Origin of the sequence: Streptomyces sp. NPDC048331 (assembly GCF_043201215.1) — a bacterium.
In the GTDB taxonomy this organism is placed as follows: domain Bacteria; phylum Actinomycetota; class Actinomycetes; order Streptomycetales; family Streptomycetaceae; genus Streptomyces.
This window is the reverse complement of sequence record NZ_JBICYT010000043.1, coordinates 36,433-56,828: the sequence shown is the minus strand read 5'-3', so window position 1 is coordinate 56,828 and position 20,396 is coordinate 36,433. Positions and strand designations below refer to the sequence as shown.

At 73.9% G+C, this 20,396-nt stretch carries 16 protein-coding genes; 2 read left to right on the top strand and 14 right to left on the bottom strand.

Going from position 1 to position 20,396, the window contains the following annotated elements; all coding sequences use genetic code 11:
• The 7 genes from ACGFYY_RS36250 to ACGFYY_RS36220 form a co-directional block, all read right to left on the bottom strand.
• Positions 1-191 (bottom strand): homocysteine S-methyltransferase family protein (locus ACGFYY_RS36250; protein ID WP_393716122.1); only part of this gene is annotated, 191 nt, incomplete at its 3' end.
• Complete coding sequence (locus tag ACGFYY_RS36245; RefSeq protein WP_393716120.1) at positions 188-1,174, bottom strand: carbohydrate kinase family protein; 987 nt, start codon at positions 1,172-1,174, stop codon at positions 188-190. The genes ACGFYY_RS36250 and ACGFYY_RS36245, both read right to left, overlap by 4 nt.
• 84 nt (positions 1,175-1,258) lie before the next feature.
• Positions 1,259-2,467, bottom strand: a complete 1,209-nt coding sequence (metK, locus tag ACGFYY_RS36240; protein ID WP_393716118.1) for a methionine adenosyltransferase — start codon at positions 2,465-2,467, stop codon at positions 1,259-1,261.
• A gap of 112 nt (positions 2,468-2,579) precedes the next feature.
• The gene (locus ACGFYY_RS36235; protein ID WP_393716116.1) at positions 2,580-4,796 is read right to left on the bottom strand and encodes a condensation domain-containing protein; all 2,217 of its coding nucleotides are present in this window, start codon (positions 4,794-4,796) and stop codon (positions 2,580-2,582) included.
• Between the two features lie 106 nt (positions 4,797-4,902).
• Positions 4,903-5,802 (bottom strand): 4'-phosphopantetheinyl transferase family protein, encoded by a 900-nt coding sequence (locus ACGFYY_RS36230; RefSeq protein ID WP_393716114.1) that lies wholly within the window; start codon positions 5,800-5,802, stop codon positions 4,903-4,905.
• Positions 5,799-7,586 carry an acyl-CoA dehydrogenase family protein gene (locus ACGFYY_RS36225; RefSeq protein ID WP_393716112.1) on the bottom strand — a complete coding sequence of 596 codons (1,788 nt, stop codon included), beginning with the start codon at positions 7,584-7,586 and terminating at the stop codon, positions 5,799-5,801. The genes ACGFYY_RS36230 and ACGFYY_RS36225 overlap by 4 nt, the downstream gene beginning before the upstream one ends.
• Before the next feature lie 23 nt (positions 7,587-7,609).
• Positions 7,610-8,566, bottom strand: coding sequence for an aromatase/cyclase (locus ACGFYY_RS36220; RefSeq protein WP_393716110.1), 957 nt, complete (start codon positions 8,564-8,566; stop codon positions 7,610-7,612).
• A gap of 330 nt (positions 8,567-8,896) precedes the next feature.
• On the opposite strand from ACGFYY_RS36220, the gene ACGFYY_RS36215 reads away from it, so the two are divergent.
• Positions 8,897-9,661, top strand: coding sequence for a thioesterase II family protein (locus ACGFYY_RS36215; protein WP_393716108.1), 765 nt, complete (start codon positions 8,897-8,899; stop codon positions 9,659-9,661).
• Positions 9,662-9,785: 124 nt separating this feature from the next.
• Here ACGFYY_RS36215 and ACGFYY_RS36210 read toward each other — a convergent pair whose 3' ends face one another.
• The 5 genes from ACGFYY_RS36210 to ACGFYY_RS36190 all read right to left on the bottom strand — a co-directional run bounded on the left by ACGFYY_RS36210 (position 9,786) and on the right by ACGFYY_RS36190 (position 16,316).
• Positions 9,786-11,492, bottom strand: coding sequence for an FAD-dependent oxidoreductase (locus tag ACGFYY_RS36210; RefSeq protein WP_393716106.1), 1,707 nt, complete (start codon positions 11,490-11,492; stop codon positions 9,786-9,788).
• The gene (locus ACGFYY_RS36205; RefSeq protein WP_393716104.1) at positions 11,486-13,153 is read right to left on the bottom strand and encodes a class I adenylate-forming enzyme family protein; all 1,668 of its coding nucleotides are present in this window, start codon (positions 13,151-13,153) and stop codon (positions 11,486-11,488) included. The genes ACGFYY_RS36210 and ACGFYY_RS36205 overlap by 7 nt, the downstream gene beginning before the upstream one ends.
• Before the next feature lie 182 nt (positions 13,154-13,335).
• Positions 13,336-14,601: a beta-ketoacyl-[acyl-carrier-protein] synthase family protein gene (locus ACGFYY_RS36200; RefSeq protein ID WP_393716102.1), complete on the bottom strand. Its 1,266-nt coding sequence runs from the start codon at positions 14,599-14,601 to the stop codon at positions 13,336-13,338.
• The gene (locus ACGFYY_RS36195; protein WP_393716100.1) at positions 14,598-15,356 is read right to left on the bottom strand and encodes a thioesterase II family protein; all 759 of its coding nucleotides are present in this window, start codon (positions 15,354-15,356) and stop codon (positions 14,598-14,600) included. Before ACGFYY_RS36195 ends, ACGFYY_RS36200 begins: the two co-directional genes overlap by 4 nt.
• A gap of 138 nt (positions 15,357-15,494) precedes the next feature.
• Positions 15,495-16,316: an AfsR/SARP family transcriptional regulator gene (locus tag ACGFYY_RS36190; RefSeq protein WP_365268350.1), complete on the bottom strand. Its 822-nt coding sequence runs from the start codon at positions 16,314-16,316 to the stop codon at positions 15,495-15,497.
• A gap of 242 nt (positions 16,317-16,558) precedes the next feature.
• Here ACGFYY_RS36190 and ACGFYY_RS36185 point away from each other — a divergent pair, with 242 nt between their 5' ends.
• Positions 16,559-17,539, top strand: a complete 981-nt coding sequence (locus tag ACGFYY_RS36185; RefSeq protein WP_393716098.1) for a BTAD domain-containing putative transcriptional regulator — start codon at positions 16,559-16,561, stop codon at positions 17,537-17,539.
• Positions 17,540-17,679: 140 nt separating this feature from the next.
• Here ACGFYY_RS36185 and ACGFYY_RS36180 read toward each other — a convergent pair whose 3' ends face one another.
• Complete coding sequence (locus ACGFYY_RS36180) at positions 17,680-18,507, bottom strand: 4'-phosphopantetheinyl transferase superfamily protein (protein ID WP_365268353.1); 828 nt, start codon at positions 18,505-18,507, stop codon at positions 17,680-17,682.
• Positions 18,504-20,384 (bottom strand): polyketide synthase, encoded by a 1,881-nt coding sequence (locus ACGFYY_RS36175; RefSeq protein WP_393716095.1) that lies wholly within the window; start codon positions 20,382-20,384, stop codon positions 18,504-18,506. The genes ACGFYY_RS36180 and ACGFYY_RS36175 overlap by 4 nt, the downstream gene beginning before the upstream one ends.
• Between the last annotated feature and the right edge of the window lie 12 nt (positions 20,385-20,396).

The window sequence follows — 20,396 nt, the reverse complement described above, 5'->3', positions numbered from 1 at the left end:
AAGTACGCCTCGTGGACGGAACGCACGATGTCCGGCCGGGTGACGTTCAGAACCTCGTTGCAGCCCTCCAGCTGCTGGAAGTCCTCCAAGCTGGGATCCTGCGCCTGGAGCATCGTCCCCATGGCACCGTCCGCGACGACCACACGGGTCGCGAGCGCCTCCCGAAGGGCATCGGCCCGGGTTCGGCTCATGTCAGCTTCTCCAGCGCCGGGCCCAGCAGGCGGGCCGGTTCGGGCCCGTACACCGCGGCGATCGTCTCCAGCAGCCCGGCGCCGTCGACCTCGTAGTCCTGCGGGCCCACCGTCCGAAGGGCGAGGGCCGCCACCGCGCAGCCCAGCTGAGCGGCGGTCTCCAGCGGGAGCTGCCGGCTGACGGCGGCGAGGAAGCCGGACCGGAAGGCGTCGCCGACGCCCGTCGGGTCCTCTGTGCGGACTCCGGGGACGGCCGGCACGGTGAGTGCGGGCTCGCCCTTGCGCTCGATCCGGACGCCGTCGGCGCCCAGAGTGGTCACCCAGGTGCCGACCCGGTCGAGGATGTCCGGCTCATCCCAGCCCGTGCGCTCGCGCAGCAGCGCGGACTCGTAGGCGTTGGTGAACAGCCAGCGCGCGCCCGTCACCAGCTCCCGCACTTCGTCGCCGTCGAGGCGGGCGAGCTGCTGGGAAGGATCGGCGGCGAACTCGATGCCCAGCGTCCGGCACTGGCGGGTGTGGCGGACCATCGCGGCCGGGTCGTTGGGCGACACCAGCACCAGGTCGACGGGAGAGTCGCCCGGGCCGGTGAGCCTGCTCAGGTCGATCTCGACCGCCTCCGCCATGGCGCCCGCGTAGAAGGAGGCGATCTGGTTGGCGTCCTCGTCGGTCATGCACATGAAGCGCGCGGTCTGGCGGGTGTCGGAGACGTGCACCGCGCTGGTGTCGACCCCGTGATCCTTGAGCCAGACCTCGTACTCGTGGAAGTCCGCGCCCACCGCCCCGACGAGGACGGGGGCCAGGCCCAGTCCGCCGAGCCCGTAGGCGATGTTGGCCGCCACCCCGCCCCGCCGCACTTCGAGCGAGTCCACGAGGAAGGACAGCGAGAGGTGTTCCAGCTGGTCCGGGAGCAGCTGGTCGACAAACCGGCCCGGGAAGGCCATGAGGTGATCCGTGGCAATGGATCCGGTCACCGCGATACGCACGTGGTCTCCTGATCGGGACGGTGTGGGCCGGGGTCCCGTGGTCGGCGGGGGCGGCGTGGGGGCGGTCGTACGGGGGTACGGAGGTCAGCGGGCGACGGCGGCCTTCAGCTGCTCGGCGCGGTCGGTGCGCTCCCAGGTGAAGTCCGGCAGCTCGCGGCCGAAGTGGCCGTAGGCGGCGGTCCGGGCGTAGATCGGGCGCAGCAGGTCGAGGTCGCGGATGATCGCGGCCGGGCGGAGGTCGAAGACCTCGCCGATGGCGCTCTCGATGAGCTCGATGGCCACGGTGTGGGTGCCGAAGGTCTCGACGAAGAGGCCGACGGGCTCGGCCTTGCCGATGGCGTACGCGACCTGGACCTCGCAACGCGAGGCGAGACCGGCGGCGACCACGTTCTTGGCGACCCAGCGCATCGCGTAGGCGGCGGAGCGGTCGACCTTCGACGGGTCCTTGCCGGAGAAGGCGCCGCCACCGTGGCGGGCCATGCCGCCGTACGTGTCGATGATGATCTTGCGGCCGGTGAGGCCGGCGTCGCCCATCGGGCCGCCGATCTCGAAACGGCCGGTCGGGTTCACCAGCAGGCGGTAACCCTCGACGTCCAGCTTGATGCCGTCCTCGGCCAGCCGGGCCAGGACGTATTCGACGACGTGCTCACGGATGTCGGGCGCGAGCAGGCCTTCGAGGTCGATGTCGGAGGCGTGCTGCGAGGAGACCACGACGGTGTCGAGGCGCACGGCCTTGTCGCCGTCGTACTCGATGGTGACCTGGGTCTTGCCGTCGGGGCGCAGGTACGGGATGGTCCCGTTCTTGCGGACCTCGGACAGGCGGCGCGAGAGCCGGTGCGCGATGTGGATCGGCAGCGGCATGAGCTCGGGGGTCTCGTCGCAGGCGTAGCCGAACATCAGGCCCTGGTCGCCGGCGCCCTGCTTGTCGAGCTCGTCCTCGTCGCCCTCGACCCGCTTCTCGTAGGCGGTGTCGACGCCCTGCGCGATGTCCGGGGACTGCGCGCCGATGGAGATGGAGACGCCGCAGGAGGCCCCGTCGAAGCCCTTGGTGGAGGAGTCGTAGCCGATTTCGAGGATCTTGTCGCGGACGAGCTGCGCGATGGGCGCGTAGGCCTTCGTCGTCACCTCACCGGCGATGTGGACGAGGCCGGTGGTGATGAGGGTTTCGACGGCGACGCGCGAGGTCGGGTCCTCGGTGAGCAGTGCGTCGAGGATCGTGTCGCTGATCTGATCGGCGATCTTGTCGGGGTGGCCTTCGGTGACGGACTCGGAGGTGAAGAGGCGGCGTGACATGGTGCTCCAGGTTGGTAGAAGCCGCTCGGCGCATGGCAGAGCGGCAGCGGAAGGCCGCTTGTGGGAGCCGGCGGGCGACAGGACGAACAGGTCGAAGGAGCGGGTCAGCGGCTCATCCGGGCCTGGCGGTCGCGGAGGTGAGCGCCCGGCTGAGGGCGCGGGCGGAATCCGTGCGGCCGTCGGCGGAGCCGGCGACCGCGACGAACGGCGGGTACCAGCCGTGTGCGGCGATCCGTTCGGCGATCTCGCAGGCGAGGGCGCCCGCTCCGGAGAAGCCGCCCAGTACGAGGGCCTCCCCCGTCGCGAGCACCGGGCAGAGGGCGGTCAGGAAGTCGGCCGCGTCGGCCGGCGCGGTCAGCGTGGCCAGCGCCTCCGGGCCGGGGTGCAGCTCGGCGACCTCGTCGTAGCAGTCCTTGGGCGCACCGGCCGGCGGGACCAGGCAGATCGTTCCGGCGCCCGGGTGGCCGCCCTCGCGCAGCAGGCGCAGCGTGCCGGACGGGCGGATGGCGACCGGGGGCACCCGGGCTCCGGACAGCAGGTCGAGCGCCTCCGCCACGGTCGTGGACACGTCGGCGACACAAGGGAGTTCGCGCAGCAGCCCGGCGGTCTGCGACAGGATCTGCTCAGCCGCCTCGTCGGGGAGCCGGGTGCGGTCGTGTACGGCGGTCAGCACCAGGGAGCCGTCCGGCTCGTGGTGGGCGGTGAGGGTGAAGGGCAGGTCGGTGAGCGGGCTGACGGCCTCGGGCGGGTCCACCCGTACGCCCTCGACGGCGAGATCATCGCGGTGCGCGTTCTCGCGGTGCGCGGGGGAAGCGGGCCGGTTGCCGCCCGCGTCGGCCGGGGGCTCGAACACGATGAGGGATTCGGTGACCCGGCGCACGGTCGGGGAACTGTCCGACCAGGCGAGGATCTGCCCGGCGGAGACCCACTCGTAGGCCGCGGCGTCCAGTGCCTGCCCGGTCAGCTCGGCCAGCAGCCGGGGCACGGTAGCGGCCGGGTCGACGACGAGGTGCACGGGCAGCGGGTTGCGCAGCGGGGCCGGGAGGCCCTCCACGCCCTCGAGGAGGATGCCGCGGCCCGAGAGGGTGACGGCGAAGGCGACGGAGTGCGGGGTCGCCTCGAGGTCGGCGGCCGCCCGGTAGAGCTGGAGCGCCCAGGCGGCGTGCAGCGCGGTGCTCTCGGTGGCGCCCCACAGAGCGGCCCAGCCGCGCAGCCGGGCCGCCTCGAGGGGGGTGAGGACCCGCCGGGTCCGGCCGTGGCCGAGCCCGCCGGTGGTACGGGCCACCGGCCGGGCCGGTAGCGTCGCCGCGCCGGGCGGGGGCGCGGCCCCGGACCAGAACGCGCGGGCGGGCCCCAGGTCCTGGGCGGACAGCCAGTGCAGGTGGTCGCGTACGTCGGGCCGGCGCTGCCCGCCGGGCATCCGGCCGTCGGCGAGGTAGGCCCGGTAGAAGGCGGCCAGCAGGATGCGGATGCTGCGGCGGTCGAGCAGGGCCTGGTGGTAGGTGATCAGGACCCGGGTGGAGGCGGGGGCGCCGTCGCCGACCGGGGGCTCGTCCAGCAGGGCGATGCGCAGCGGTCCGGGGTGGAGCAGGTCGAACGGGCGGGCGCGTTCGGCGGTCAGCAGTGCGTACCAGTCGACGGCGCTGTGCCCGTGGCGGCGGATCTCCGGGGCGGCGTGCGCATGGACGACGATCCGTGGGCCGGTGTCGCGGACGGGCGGGGCGAGGGCGGCGCGCAGCACCGCCTCACGGTCCGCGAGGGACTGCCAGGCCTCGGTGAACCGCTCCGTGTCCAGGGGCCCGTGCCACCGCCAGTGCAGCTGGCCGATGTGCAGCCCGGTGCCCGGGCGAGCCAACGCGTCGAGCAGGACATCCCGCTGGAGCGGCGCGGCGGGCACGGGGACCGCGGAGGCGATGGGCACGGACCGAACCGCTCCGGAGGTCTGCCCCGCCGGCCGCTGTTCGGCGGCAGCGGCACGGCGAGGGTCGAGGACCGGGCCCTGCGCCGGCGCGGCACCGGGCCCGCCGGCCGCGGCATCCACGGCCTCGGGCACGGCGGCGCCGCCGGCTCCGACCGACGGGCGGGAGGACGCCGGGTACGCGGCGTTCTCGGACGGCGATCCGGCCAGCAGGTCCGCGAGGGTGCCGGCGGGGTACGGCGGCGGGGGCAGCTGGAGCGTGTGATGGGTATCGGTGTGCCGCCGCAGCGTCGGGGTGCACGGCGGCAGCGCCGCGAGCGCCTCCTCCAGGGCCCGGGGGGTGAGCGGGCCGTGGAGGTCGAGCGAGGGCGGCGGGCCGGGAGTGACGATCACCGTCACGGGCACGGCCATCTGCTCCCTCCTAGGGCGGCTGCGTGTGGGCATCGAAAGGTGAACGAGCATGCGAGCGGCGGCCACATGGCGCTGACACGGCGCTGACACGAGCGGCTCGTCGACGTCATGGCGTGGCCAGGTCTTCCTCGACCGCGCTCATGAAGCCCTCGTCGAGCATGGTGTGGACGGCGGTGTCGCGGGACGCGTCCAGGCCGGTGTCGTGGCAGGCCGTGCTCACGAGGTAGGCACCGCCGAGGACCGGGTACGTCGCGAAGGCCCATTCGCCCCGGGAGGCCGGGGAGCCGTCGGGGGCGAGCAGTCCGCCGCTCTCCAGACCGAAGCCGAATTCGGTGAAGCCGAGCCGCAGTCCCTGCCCCAGCGCCTTGGTGTAGGCCTCTTTCAGGGTCCACAGCCGCAGCAGTTCGGAAGCCTGGCGCTCGCCTGCCATCCGCGTGAGCTCGGCGTGTTCGGTGGGGGTGCACACCTGCTGGTGGAGCAGCTCGAAGGACATCCTGCGGCCGGCGGCTTCCGTGTCGACGCCGATCCGTCCGGTGCGGCTGACGCCGACCACGATCAGGTCCTCGGTGTGGCTCAGGCTGACGTCGATCTGGTCGAATCCGCGGATGTACGGCCTTCCACCGATTTTGTACGCGAGGTCGAGTGCGGCCGGTTCCGTCCTCAAGGCTGCGGCGGCCGTGTACTTCACGATCATGCGGGAGGTGACGAAGCGGTAGCGCGTCGCCGCGTCCTCCGTACGCCGGTAACGCTGCCAGTCACGGCCGAGCAGCGGGCGCAGCTCCGCGTCCGCGAGAGCCGCGGTCAGCCATTCGCCCCAGGTGGCGAACACGACGGCGGCACCCTCACGTCGGAGGTCGGCGCGCACCTTCTCCCACGGCCCGCCGGGGCCGGAGACGTGGAGCGGCGGCGCAATGGTCCGCGCGCTCGGAGTGGACGCGTACGGCATGGGCGGGGCCCCTCTCCGGGCGCGCGCGGACAGCGCCGTGGCGGCGGTTTCGTCGGTCATCGGGTGAGTTCGCTGCCGTCGAGATCGCAGCTGAGGCCCGCGCGGTACCGGCGGACGAGTTCGTCCAGCACCTGCAGGCGCACGCCGTCGGGAAGTTCGGGTACGGCGATGCCCAGCCGTCCGGCGAGCCGGGACAGTGCGAGGACCGCCCAGGCCGGGTCGGCGAGGAAGGCGTCGGCGCCGTCCTGCCCCTCCCAGACGCCGAGCACGGCGGCCGCCGCCTGGGTCAGGGCGTACCGGTCGCTGAGGATCACGACGGCGGGATCCGTGAGCGCGGCCCGGTCGGTGGGCAGGATCGCGCACCGGGCGCGCAGCGCCCGCAGTTCGTCGACGAAGGCCTCGGCCAGTTCGCCGAGCAGGGCCATCTGGCCGCCGACGCCACGGGCGGCGGCCAGGCGCGCCGCCGAGCCGATGAGCGAGGCGGACAGGAAGTCGTCGCCGCGGGCGATGCCCAGCAACCGGTAGTCGAGCGCGGGCAGGGTCGCCCCGCTGCGGAAGAGCTCGGGCGGCGGCTCCTCGGCACGGAACCAGGAGCGTTCGGCGAGGGTGCGTAGCTGAGGGACGAGGACGGCATGGCAGGCGGCGTTGCCGGCATGGCCGAGGCCCGCGACCGGCAGGTCGCGCACGAGCTTGTCGAGGGATCCGTACTGGGGGCTGCCGTGTTCGTAGCCTTGGGCGCCGAGGACGGTGGACAGTTCCTCCAGGCCCTCGCGCAGCAGGTCCGGCACCACGTACTTGACCGCCGCGGCCAGGATGTGGGCGCGCTCGGGCAGCAGGCTGAGCGAGCGCAGCGCGACGGTGGCCATGCTGTCGCAGGCCAGGATGTCGGCGAAGACCCCGGCGAGCGGTTTGTGCCAGCGCCGGGCCACGGGCCCGTCGCGCCGGGTGGACACGGCGTGCACGGCCGAGCGCAGCACGGTGTCGGCCGCCGCGACGGCCACGCCCGGAATGAGGCAGCGGTTGACCTGGAAGGTGCGCAGGGCCAGGGTCACGCCCTCGCCGGGGCGGCCGACGAGGGCGTCCTCCGGGACCGGGCAGTGTGTGAACTCGAGGCCGGAGAAGAGCCCGCCCCGCATGCCGGGGGTGGGGATCCTGGGCAGCTTGCGGACGCCTTCGGCGGGCAGCGCCTCGGGGTCCAGGAGCAGGACGGAGTGGCTGCGCGGACCGCGTTCGGGCGAGGTACGCGCGTAGACGACGTACGCGTCCGCCCGCTCCGCGTTCATGATCACGTGCTTGCGGCCGTCGAGCGTGTAGCCGCCGGCCGGCCGCGGGGTGGCGACGAGCTCGTCCCGCAGGATGGCATTCGCGTGGGCGACCTCGTGGTGGACGATCGAGGCCCGGCCGCCGTCGAGCATCAGCCGGGCGGTCCGCTCCCGCTGGCGCGGACTGCCCGCGGCCCAGACGGCGGCGCTCGCGAAGAGCGAGGTGATGCCGAAGCCGAATCCCAAGGCCAGGTCGCGGCGGAACACCGGGCGCAGCACCTTGGCCAGCAGGTCGGCGCGGGTGAGGCGGCCGCCGAACTCGGCGGGGACGAACTCGGCGGCGAGTCCGGTCGCGGTCAGCAGCCGTTCGGTCTCGGCGGGCGGTTCACCGCGGGAGTCGGCGGCGCACAGGGCTGCGATCCCGTGCGGGTTGGCGGGGTTCTGTGGGTCGCCCAGGAGCGCCTCCAGCCGCGCCGCGCGGCGCAGCACCGCCGCCTCGTGGGCCGCGGAGGCGGTGGCGGGCGTGGCGGGCGTGGCGGGCGTGGCGAGGGCGGCGTCGAGGGCGTGCGGGGAGGTGGTCATGACGGTTTCGATCAACTCCCGGTTCACAGGGTTCGAATGGCGGATTCGGCGTGCCGCTTGGCAAGGTTCAGAACGGTGCGGCTCTGCGCGCCGAGCAGTTCCCGTACGTGCGTACGGGCCTCGGCGATGCTCGTGCCCCTGCCGAGGACCGGCTCGATGGCTTCCTCCCGCAGCAGGACGCTGTGCTGGGCGACGGCCGTGACGCCCGTCGTGTCGGGGATCACCGACCATTCCCCGGTGTGCGCCTCCAGCAGGAGCGGCGTCGCGGTCTGCTTGTGGACGATCCGCAGGGCGTGCGGGAAGCACACCCGGACCGCTTCCGTGCTCTGCGCCGGACCGTTGTCGGACACCGTGTCCATGCGGACGACCTGGATGCCGGACCGCTCCTCGGCGACGTCGGCGCGCAGGACGTGCGGGACCCTTCCGGGCCAGTCGGCGATGCCGTACAGGAAGTCGTAGACGAGCTCGGCCGGGCCCTTGAGCCGTACGGACTCCTCGAAGGACAGCGTCAGGGCGTCCAGCCTGGTCCAGCGCTCGGCGCACTCCTTCAGCCGCTCCAGTTCGGTCCGGCTGTTGCTGTCCGTGGCCCGCTCGACCCAGGTGGCGTCCTCGGGCCGGTCCTCGGCCACGGTGAACTCGTGGTCCAAGGTCAACCGGGAGCTCTCGGCGCCCATCGGCTCGACCGTCCAGCGGCCGCCCAGTGAGGTGGACGGACCGGCCGGCACTTCGTGGTGGAAGTCGATGCGGCGGGCCCGGGCGTCCAGGATGCGGTGCGACAGCCAGGACTTGACCGTCCCGTTGGCGGTGACCCACATCTGGAACCGGTCCCGGGTCCCGTCGAAGTCCAGCCGTTCGACGTGAATGCTCGGCGGTACGAACAGCGGCCACTGCGTGGTGTCCGCGATCAGTCCGTAGACCACCCCGGCCGGCGCCGCCACGTCCACCGCGTACGTCGTGCGATGCAGTCGCTCACCCGTCATCGGCTCTACCTCTCTCGCCCTTGCTCTCGACATTGCCGGGATCCGCCGGAGGACCGCTTGAAGACCTCTCGATCTCTCGAGGCCTTCTCGAGGGCTCGGTGTCGGGGCCGGGCCCGGGCCCGATGCGGTGTGCCGAGCGGCGCGCGCAGTCGCGCGGCCCGGACGGGGGTCGACCGGTTCGCGCGGATCGTGGGGTGCCGCTGGAGACGCGGCGGAGGCCCGGTCGACGTCCTTTCGAGACGGCGTCCGCCGCCCCCGCTCCGGGGTTTCGCCGAGCCGCCCCGCCCGGCACCCTGGGACCGGTCAACACGAGCGGCGAGCGGAGAAGTCATGATCGGGAACAGCGGTGCTGCTGACTGGTTCAGGAATTTCGGTGGGGCCCCCGACGCGGCGGTACGCCTGCTCTGCCTGCCGCACGCCGGCGGCTCGGCCAGCTTCTACTTCTCCGTCGCCAAGGCCCTGTCGCCCTCGGTGGAGGTGCTGGCCGTGCAGTACCCCGGCCGCCAGGACCGGCGCAAGGAGCCGCTGATCCAGGACATCGCCACGCTCGCCGACCGGATCACCGAGGCGCTGGGGGCGTACCGCGACAAGCCGCTCGCCATCTTCGGCCACAGCATGGGCGCCCTGACCGGCTTCGAGGTCGCGCAGCGTCTGGAGGCACAGGGCCACGGGCCCGTGGAGCTGTTCGTCTCGGGGCGCCGGGCTCCGTCGGTCAGCCGCGACGAGCGCTGGCACCTGGCCGGTGACGCCGAGCTGCTCGCCGAGATCAAGTCCCACAACGCGGTGGGCTCCGAGTTGCTGGACGATCCGGAGATGCGGGCGAGCCTGCTACCGACGATCCGCGGGGACTACCGGGCAGTGGAGACGTACGTCCACCGGCCCGGCGCGAGCGTCGGCTGCCCGGTCACGGCGCTGACCGGCGACAGCGACCCCAAGGTCACCATCGACGAGGCGCTGGCCTGGGAAGCCCACACCACGGGCGCCTTCCACTCGGAGGTCTTCAGCGGTGGCCACTTCTACCTGAGCCACCATCAGGAAGCGGTCCTGCGCACGGTGTCCGCGCGGATGGTCGTCTCCGCCGGCACCGCTGCCTGACCCCGCGGTCCGACCGCGGCGGAGGACCCCGGGCCTTCGCCCTGGTTCCTCCGGCGTCCTGCGGCGTCGTGCGGCGTCCTCCGGTGTTCCGTCCGGCGTCCTCCGGTGTTCCGCCCGACGCCCGTCAGCGCAGTCGGCGGGAACCGGCGACCACCGGCTGCGCCGCGCGCGGAGCTTCGCACCCGCCCGACGCGGCTTCCGGTCCCAACGGGGACAACGCCCGCCGCAGCGTCTCACCGGTCAGCGAGGCGCCGCCGGCGGCGTAGTAGCCGTCGGGCCGGATCAGCACCCAGCCGCCGGGCGCCAGACCCAGGGCCCGGCGCAGCTGTCCGTCCGGGTCGGCCAGCGGTCCGGGGCACTCACCGGGCTCGGCGCCGACCGTCCGGACCGAGAGCCACGAGGCGTACGCGGTGGCGGCGTCGGCCGCCGTCGTACGGGCTGTGGCGGGACCGCCCTGCGCGTACAGCAGCGACCAGCGGGTGTCGCGCAGCTCCGCCCGGAGCCCGTCGGTGCCCGGGTCGCCGGGGCGGTGGGCGGCCGCGGCGGCGGCCCGGCCGCCCGCGGGGGCCACGGTGCCGGGGTCCGAGGTGGTCAAGGAGCTCTCCGGATAGGCCAGGCGCAGCCCGGAGATGCCGCCGAGCACCTTGCGCTGGATCGCCCGGCGCAGCGGCGGAACCCGGCGTACGACACCGAAGACGACCGGCAGCATCAGCCCGGCCATGACGTTCTTGAACTGGACCAGGAACGTGGCCGTCCGCGTACTGTCGAGCAACGCCTCGCCGACCGGCACGCGCTCCTCGCCGTACGTGGAGAGCAGTGCGCGCCCGGCCCGGCCCTGCGCGACCTGGGCGAGCTTCCACGCCAGGTTGTAGGCCTCCTGCACACCGGTGTTCATGCCCTGCCCGGAGGCGGGGCTGTGCACGTGTGCCGCGTCGCCGGCCACGAAGCAGCGGCCCTCGTGCATCCGCGGCACCATGCGCTGCTGGAAGGTGAAGACGGAGGACCACTGCGGCTCACCCACCCGCACGGGCTGCCCGAGCCCGGCGCCCAGTTTGGCGCCGAAGCGGCTCGCGGCGCTGCCCTCGGCGTCGCCGCCGGGCGCGGTGTCCAACAGCCGCCAGTACCCCTCGCGGCTGTACGGCACCATCATCAGCGCCTGCCGGCCCGTGTGCACCCAGTAGATGCTGTCCTGGGGGACGCCGGTGGTCAGGTGGGCGTCGGCCAGCTCCCAGGTCTCGCTCGACTCGCCGATCAGCGGCAGCCCCAGCTGCTTGCGGACCGTGCTGTGGCCGCCGTCGCAGCCGACCAGCCAGGGGACTTCGTACTCCTCGCGAGTGCCGTCGGCCCGCTCCAGCCGGGCCCGGACGCCGGTGCGGTCCTGTTCGAGGCCCGTGAGCCGGACCCCCCATTCGACGCGGACGCCGAGGCGGGCCACGGCCTCGCGCAGGATCGCCTCGGTGCGGGTCTGCTCGATGATCACCGTGTACGGGTAACGGGTGGGCATGGAGGCGTAGTCGGCCTCCAGCCGCACCAACCTGCGCCCCCGCGCGAACATCGTGAACGCGCGGTTGTGGCGTCCGGCCTCGATCACCGGGGCCGCGACGCCCATCTGGTCGAAGGTCTCCAGGGTGCGCGGGTGGACGGCCACCGCACGGCTGGTGCGCGCGGGTCCCTCGGCTCCGTCGATCAGCCGCACCCGCATGCCCCGGCGGGCCAGCTCGTAGGCGGCCGTCAGACCCACCGGCCCGGCGCCGACGACCAGGACACGGGCCTCGTCGATGTCGCCGATGATGTCGCCGTGCACGGTCGGCGGGTCGGCAGAGGTCACCACGGTGCTCGCTCCTCGGATCGCGGGTCGGGTGGGGTGGGAGGGAGGGGGCTGGTCGGGCGGGCGCCCTCGGCGGCCGCACGGGCGCGGACGTCGCGGCGCAGGCCGCGGCGCTCCGGCTTGCCGACAGGGGTGCGGGGCACGGAGTCGATGACCTCGACCCGGCGGATCTGCTCGAACGGCGCGAGCCGTGCGTTGGCCCGCGCCACGATCGAGTCGAGTACGTCGAGCAGCCCGGGGGCGGTCGCTTCGCGCAGCACGATCCCGGCCCACACCACCGCCCCGTGGACGGGGTCGGGCCATCCCACGACGACGCAGTCGGCGACGCGGGGGTCGTCGGCGACGATCCGCTCGACGGCGGTCGGGGAGACGAGTTCGTTGTCGTACTTGAAGAGGTCGCCGAGCCGGTCCACCAGGAACAGGACGCCGTCCGAGGTGACGTAGCCGACGTCCCCGGTGGAGAACCACCCCTCGGCGTCCACCGCTCCCGGGCCGTCGTCGCCGAGGTATCCCGTCATCACCTGCGGCCCGCGGATCTGGACCTCGCCGGTGCTGAACGCGTCGACCGGTGCCCGGGAGGCGATGTCGACGATCCGGCACTCGGTGCCCGCCACGGGGGTGCCGACCGAGCCGGTCAGTGGGTGCTCAGGATCCTGGCTGTGGGCCAGCGGGGAGAGTTCGGCCATCCCGTAGCCCTGGACGACGGGGACGCCGAGCCAGTCCTGCAGCTGCCGGGTGGCGGCGGGAGCCAGCGCGGTGCCGCCGGACAGGACGGCCGTCAGGTTCAGCCCGGCGGGCGGTACGAGCCGGCCGGTGCCCTGCTCCTCACCGGCGCGGACGGCGGCCGCGAGCTGGTGCAGTCGGGCCGGAAGCCCGTAGAAGTGCGTGGCCCGGTTGCTCGCGGCCAGCCCGAGCGCGGCCGGCGGGGCCGGGTCGGTGCACAGCACCTGGCGGGCGCCCGCGTACACGGCCGAGTTGAGGTGCATGACGTGGTAGAGCGGCAGGTGGTTCAGGGTCACGCTGTCGCTGCCGAGGCCGTGCGCGCGAGCGATCTGAGCGGCGTTGGCCACCAGGTTGCGGTGGCTGAGCCGGACCCCGCGAGGCAGCCCCGTCGTACCCGTCGTGAACTGGATGCAGGCGTCGGCGTCCAGGTCGGCGGTGCCCAGGCCGGCGGGACCGTCCTCGGCGACCGGTACCCGGGCCAGGGCGGCGGCCAGCGGCACGGTGTCCGCGGGAACGACCCCGTCGGGCGCGTCCGTCACGACGATCTCGGCGAGGGCGGGCAGCTGCTCGCGCGCCTTGACGAGCAGTTCGGCCGTTCCCCTCGGCACCAGGGCCACCTCGACCTCGGCCGTGGCGCACACGTGGACCAGGCCCGTCTCCTTGATCAGCGGGTTGACGAGGACGACCGTGTTGCCGCTGCGGACGGTGCCGTAGTAGGCGGCGGCGAAGTCCGCGTCCAGCACGTTCGCGACGCCGACACGGGCGCCTCGGCGGCCGAGCCGGTCCTCCAGGTAGGCCGCGTACCGGTCGGCCCGGTCGTCCAGCGCGGCGAACGTGACCGAGCCGGAGGCGGTGCGGATGGCGCAGCCGCCCGGGTCGCGGACGGCGGCGCGGCGCAGCAGGGCGTCCAGCGGGAGTTCGGGATACGTGAAACGCGGCACGGCTCTGTCCTCACTGGTCGGGCGGGGCGGACGGGGGCGGCTCTCCACGGGGCCTCGGCGGCTGTGGTCGCCTCTCACCGTGCGCACGGACACTTGAAGCGAGTTCGAAGGGTGCTCGAGAAGCGCCCCGGGATCGGCGGCGGAAAGGCCGGTCACGCCGGTCGGTCGGTCAGGTCGGTCGGTCACGCCGGTCGGTCGGGCTCCGGCCGGGTCAGGACCAGAGCGCTCTGCAACCCGCCGAATCCGCTGCCCAGCGCAAGCACCGAACTCGTGTGCTGCTCCCTGGCGGTGCCGGGGACGTAGTCGAGGTCGCACTCCGGGTCCGGCACCCGCAGGTGCGCCGTGGGCGGCACGGTCGCGTGCTCGATCGTCAGGGCCCCGGCGGCGGCCTGGAACGCGCCGACCGCACCCAGCGGGTACCCGGTCATCGAGGTGATCGCGCTGACGGGTACGCGGTAGGCGTGCCGGCCCAGCGCCCGCTTGATGGCGGCGGTCTCGTGCAGGTCGCTCTGCCAGGTGCCGGAGCCGTGCGCGCTGACGCTCTCCACGGCCGACGGGTCCAGCCGGGCCTCGTCGAGCGCGGCGCCGATGGCCTCGGCCAGATCCGCCCCGTCCTGGCTCAACCCGGTCATGTGCGCGGCGCCGGACCGGCTCGCGTACCCGGCGACCTCCGCGTAGACGCGGGCGCCGCGGCGGCGGGCGCGCTCCGCCTCCTCCAGGACCAGTACGGCCGCGCCCTCTCCGAGGACGAACCCGTCGCGGGTCCGGTCGAAGGGCCTCGCAGCGCTCCGCGGCTCGGCGTTGCGCCGCGAGGTGACCCGGATGGTGTCGCAGCAGGCCATGGTGACCGGCGAGATCGGGGCCTCGGCGGCCCCGGCGAGCACGACGTCGGCACTGCCTTCCCGGATCAGGTCGGCGCCGTGGCCGACGGCGTCGAGGCCGGCCGTACAGCCGCCGGCGACGAGCGAGACCGGACCCTGCGCGCCGGCGTCCCGGGCGACCTCGGCGGCCAGCGAACCGGGCACGAAGTAGTCGTACAGCTGGGGCACGGCACGGGTGTGGTCGACGAGCCAGCGGGCGCCGACGTGGCTGGCCACGGCGTACTCGAGGCTGAGTTCGGCGGCGCAGCCGAGCGCGCTGCCGAGCGCGACCCCCGTGCGCAGCGGATCGAGGGACGGCGCCGCCCCGCTGTCGGCGAGCGCCTCTCGGGCTCCGACCAGCGCGAACTGGGCGACACGGGCGAGCTCCGCGCCCTGCCGGGCACTCAGCCCGTGCTCGCCGGGGTCGAAGTCGATCTCGGCTGCGACGCGCGAACGCATCGGCCGGGCGTCGAAGGAGGTGACGGCGCGGGTGGCGGAGTATCCGGAGGTCAGCAGCGACCAGAAGCCCCGGGTACCGCCGCCGCCCGGGGCGACCACGCCGATACCGGTGATGACCACCCGTCTCACCGACCGGCCCGCCCCACGATCCGGCAGGCCCGCCCGAGCAACCGCGGCAGTTCGCCGTCGCGTACGAAGAAGTGTCCGCCGGGCACGGTGCGCGAGACGAACCGCTCGGTGGTCCAGCCGCGCCAGCCCTCCAGCAGGGCGGCGGGTCCGACCGGGTCCTCGCTGCCGGAGACGGCCAGCAGGGGTACGGGTACCGGCCCGCCGGTGGACGGGTCCAGCGCGGCGGCCCGCAGGTGGGCGGCCAGGCGCAGGTCCTCGCGCAGCACGGGGAAGACGAAGCGGTGGAACACGCCGGGATCGGTGTCGGGCGGTACCGCGTCGAAGCTCTCGAGGATGCCGAGGAGTTCGTCGTCGGGGGCGTCGGCCGCCGAGGCGAGTCCCCCGGGTGCGTCGGGCGGCGGGCAACCGCCGACGGCCAGCAGCGCGGGCAGCGGCAGTCCCTTCGCGTGCAGCGCGCGGGTGAGCGTGTAGGCGACCAGTGCGCCGAGGCTGTGCCCGTACAGGACGTACGGGGTGTCCGGGGTGTCCGGGGTGTCCGGGGTGTCCGGCTGCTCCTCGAGCAGCCCGGCCAGGTCGTCGAGAAGCGCTTCGCGGGTGGTCACGGCGGTCTCGCGGCGCCGCCCGTCACGCCCGGGCAGCAGCCGAGGTTCGGGTGTGGCGCCGGGGCCGATCAGTTCGTTCCAGCGGTGGAAGGCCGAGGTACCGGCTCCGGCATGCGCGAAGCACACCAGCCGCACGCCCTGTTCCCGTGCCATGCCCTGTCCTTCCTCGCCCGCCGCAACCACTCCACCCTCACCGTCCCGGCTCGAAGTCCGCTCGAGCGCACCCGGAGGGCGGGTCGTGCCACCGCGGACCGTGGCCGACGGCCACGGTCCGCGGGGTCGAGCGACATGTCAGGCCGCGTAGAGATCGAACGTGGAGCCCCGTCGCGGGCTCGCCACCACGTCCAGTGCCGGATCGACCGTCAGCATCGCCTGGTGGAGACGCTGGAGCTGTGGCGAGGGCTCCACACCGAGATCCTCGATGAGCCGCAGCCGCAGCCGTCGGTAGACGTCGAGCGCCGTGGCCTGGCGGCCGCTGCGGTACAGCGCCACCATCGCCTGCGAGTGGAGCCCCTCGTGCTGCGGGTGCCGAGCGATCAGCTCGGTGAGTTCCGCGATGAGTTCGGTGTGCCGCCCCAGGCGCAGGTCGACGTCGATGCGCCGCTCGACGGTCACCAGTCGGCTCTCCTCGAGCCGCATGACCTCGATCTCGAGGATCGGTCCCACACGTACGTCGACCAGCGCCGGGCCCTGCCAGAGCGCGAGCGCCCGGCGCAGCTTGGCGGCCGCCCGTTCGTCGTCACCCTCCTCGAACGCGCTCTGCCCGTCGGCGACGAGCCCGTCGTACTCGTGGACGTCCACGCTCTCCGGAGGGATCTGGAGCAGATAGCCTCCGTGTCGCGTGGCCAGGACCTCCTTGGCCCCTCCCGGATCGCCCGGCCCCATGGCGGTGCCGAGCCTTCTACGCAGCTGCAATATGTAGGTCTGCAAGGTGGTGAGCGCGCTCTGTGGCAGGTCCGTGCCCCAGACTTCCTCCATCAGGGTAGGCACGGGCATCACCCGCCCCGGGTAGAGCGCGAGCAACGCCAAGATCTGGCGTGGCTTGCCGGCCGTCGGAACAATCGAGCCCCCGTTGACTTCGGCACTCAACGGACCCAGAACCTGAATCTTCACGGTTTCCTCCGCACGTCGTCGAGTTCCCATCGATTTCAAGCCTTCGACTGAGGAACGGTAGCGGGATCCAGGACAATGACCCCGATCTCTCGAGCGTCTGTCGAGCACCTCTCCACGGGAGGCGTTCTCCCGAATCATCCGAACTGCTACTTTTCTCGCGGCAATGATGTCCGACCTGTAATTCGACGCCCGGTTCTGCAGGGCTTTCCGCGATTCCCACCGGATCGCTGGGGGGAGTCACCATGGAGTGGGAAGCACCGGAGAGCGACGCACTGGACTTCCGCGTCCTGGGCCCCGTCGAACTGCTCGACCACCGGTCGGGCGCGCGCTTCGCGCCGTCCGGCGGCAAGCAGCGCGCGCTGCTCGCCGCCCTGGTCGTCCGGGCCGGGGAGGTGCTGTCCGCCGAGCGGCTCATCGACGAACTGTGGGGAGACCGGCCGCCCGCCCGCGCGGCCAACGCGCTCCACGCTCATGTGGCTCGGCTGCGCCGGCTGCTGCCGAGCACCGGCGACGGCAGCCCCGAGCAGGCCCGGATCGCCACGCACCCGCTCGGCTACCTGTTGCGGCTCGGCTCCGCGCGCACGGACGCCCAGTACTTCAGCCGGCTCTCCGCACAGGGCCGGGCGGCGGTCGTCGCCGATCCCGCGCACGCCGCCGAACTGCTGCACCGGGCCCTGGACCTGTGGCGCGGTCCCGCCCTGGAGGGCAGCGGGAGGGGCCAGATCTGCGCCCGTGAGGCGGAGCGGCTGGAGCAGAGCCGGCTGACCACCCTGGAGACGCTCTACGAGGCGAAGCTGCGCAGTTCCCGGCACGAGGAGGTCATCGGGCAGTTGGAGCGGCTGACGGCGGCCCATCCCACGCGGGAGCGCTTCTACGACCTCCTGATGCTCGCCCTGTACCGGTGCGGTCGGCAGTCCGAGGCCCTCGGCGTGTACGAGCGGGCCCGCCAGCGGCTGATGGGTGAGATCGGCGTCGGCCCCGGGCCCGCGCTGCGGGCCCGGATGGAGGCGATCATGCTCCGGGACCCGGGGCTCGGCGCATTCGAGCCGGCGCCCGCCTCGGCCGAGTCGGCCCTGACGTCCCTGGGCGGAGAAATCGCCCGGCTGCGGAACCGTATCGATGTCCTCCGACATGAACAGGACGAACTCGTACGCCGATTCAAACTGCTGTCCGAGGCCTCCACCGGATCTCCGGCCCTCTTCGAGGATCCGTCCCGACTCTGACCGAATTCACGTGGCGGCCGGATCGAGCAGAACTTCCCTCGAGCAACGCTCCACCAGGATTCCGACGGCACGGCGTTTCACCCGGAAATCGTCCAGCCGATTGTCCAGCCCATTTGTCCCGCCTTTTCTGCCCGTCCGGATCAAACTCCCGCGAGTTCGGGCAGGACCAAATGGCGCGGAGCCGCGCGTCCCCAGGGGAATCCGTGGTGCAGGTGGACCGCCGGTGGGTGCGCGGGATCGACCTCCACCGCCACGGCGGCCAGCGCCTCGGGCACCGGGTCGATCTCCAGGAACCTCCAGCGCGCCGCCTCGTCGTCGGCGGGCGGGCGGAAGGAGCGCACGCCCCCGTCTTCGGCCAGGACGAACGCGAAGGAGTCGAAGGGCAGGCCCAGTCCGAGGCCGCGGGCCTTGGAGTACGCCTCTTTCAGCGTCCACAGCCGCAGGGTTCGCCGGTCCCGCGGCCGCCCGGGAGCGGCGCGGGCGATCCACTCCTGCTCCTCGGGACAGAACGTTTCGACGATGGTCGCCAGACCCCGCTCGCCCCGGTCGAGCCGCTCGACGTCGACTCCGACGCGCAAGCCCCGGGAGACGCCCAGCAGGTTGTACGGGTGGGCGTGCGAGAGGTTGAAGTCCAGCAGGTCGCTGCCGCGCGGCAGGCCTCCGGCGGGCGGCTGGAGGAACGGCCGCCCGCGCGAGGAGCGCCAGATGGTCGCCTCGGACTCGGGGATGCCGGTCTCCAGCGCCAGCACCCGGCGCACCAGGGCGTGGGCGACGAGGTACTGCCGGCGGTCACGCTCGAAGAGGAAGCGGCCGGCCACCTCCCGCTCGTGCTCGTCCAGCCAGTACGAGGCGAGGACGGCGGCGATCCCGGGGGCCAGGTCCTCGTTGGGGCAGAACCACAGGTTGACGGGGGCCGGCCGGTTCCCGCCCGTCCCCGGGGGACCGGAATGCGGCACGCTCGTGCTCATGCCTGCTCCTTCTCGCCGCCCAGCCACAGCGGGGTGCGCAGGAACGCGGACGCGGGCAGCGGCACGCAGACGGCGCCCGCCCCGTGGGCCCGCTCCAGCGCCGCCCAGTCGACGTCCAGCCCGGACAGCCACAGGCCGCGCAGCTGGTGCAGGTGTCCTGCCTGCCAGAGCGCGGCGAGGTAGTCGTCCGTCTCGGGTACGCCGCCCAGCCCCAGCGGGTCGGCGCCGCCGTCCCGCAGATCGGCGCAGGGCGCTCCGTCCCGTACGAACCACCGCAGGGCCCGGACCAGTTCGCCGGTGTCGCCCACGACGGTCGCGAACCGACAGTCCATGGCGGCCCGCCCGGTGCGCAGGGCGCGGGCGAGCCCGCCCAGCGGCGGCACCGGCCCGGGCCCGGCGAGCAGCTGGGCGAACCGCTCGGCGGTGGCCGCCAGATGGCCGGGGGTGGGCGCGGACAGCACGAACAGCTCCGCGGCCGCGGGGGCCCGGTCCCGAACCTCCGCGCCGAGGGTGTCGGCCGTGCCGGCGGCGGGGTACTCCTCCAGGATCACCTGCGCGTCGACGCCGCCGGCGCCGCGCAGCCCGACGGATGCCCGCCGGGGTGCCGCCTCCTCGGCCTCCCAGGCCTCGGCCGCGGCACGGCCGGGAACGGGCGCCAGGACCCGGTGGCTCAGCTGGAGCACCACCCGGGTGAGCGCGGCGACGCCGATCGCGGCGCCGGCCTCACCGACCAGCGCGCGGACGGACCCGGCGTCCTCGCGGACGGTGAGCGCGTCGGCGTCCAGCCCGGCCGCACGCAGGGCCGCACACAGCACCCGTTGCCCGGTCCCGCCCGCCGCGACGTCCTGCCGCCTCCGGCCGGCGGGACCGGGACCCCCGAGCCCGCCGGCGGTCCGGGGCCTGCGGCCGGGGCCGGCGGCACCGTGCGGCGGGGCCTGTGCGGTGTGGCCGACGGCGCTGCCGCGGACCACACAGTGCACGGTGTCCCCGTCGGCCAGGGCCCGTGCCAGGGGCTTGAGCAGCAGCGCGCCGACGCCTTCGCCCGCGCCGGGGCGCCGGCTGGACGGGTGCAGCAGCAGCTGGACACCACCGACGAGCGCGGCCGCGCACTCACCACGGCGCAGGGCGTCGACGGCGAGGTGGACGGCGACGAGCACGGAGGACTCGGCGGTGTCGACCGACTGGCTGGGGCCGGTGAGACCGAGCAGGTCGGAGAGCCGGTTGGGCAGGCTCCACTGTCCGCCCCGCGGCATCCGCCGGGGCCGCTCGGGCGTCCAGGTGCGGGCCGCGAGCAGCACGTAGTCACCGGTGCCGGCGCCGGTGAACACCCCGACGCTGCGCGGCGTCCCGTCCGCGGCGGTCAGGGCGTCGAGCCGGCCGCCGGTGCAGCCGGCGTCCTCGAGGGCCTCCCACGCGGTCTCCAGGAACAGTCGTTCCTGGGGGTCGATGAGGGCGGCCTCCCGAGGGTCGATCCCGAAGAACTCCGCGTCGAAGTCCTGTACGCGTTCCAGGTAGTGTCCCCGCTCGTGGCCGGGCCGTCCGGCCGGCGGTGCCGAGGCGCTGCCGTGTCCCGTGCGGGCCCGGCGCCAGAAAGCGGCCAGGTCGGGGGCGCCCGGGTAGCGGCCGGCCATGCCGACCACGGCGATCGGCTCCGCGGGCGCCGCGCCAACCCGGCCGCGGTCGTCCGGCTGCGCCGCGGCGAGGGACGGCCCGCTCGCGGGCTGCTCGGCGCCGCCGCCCGGCCACGGGAGGACCACCGACCCGAGGCCACCCGTGGCGCCGGTCCCCGAGCCGATGGTTCCGGTCAGCAGCGCGGCCACCTGGGCCCGGTCCAGGTGGCCGTTCTTGAACCGGGTCAGGACTTCCTTCTCGTCCATCGGGACGCGCTC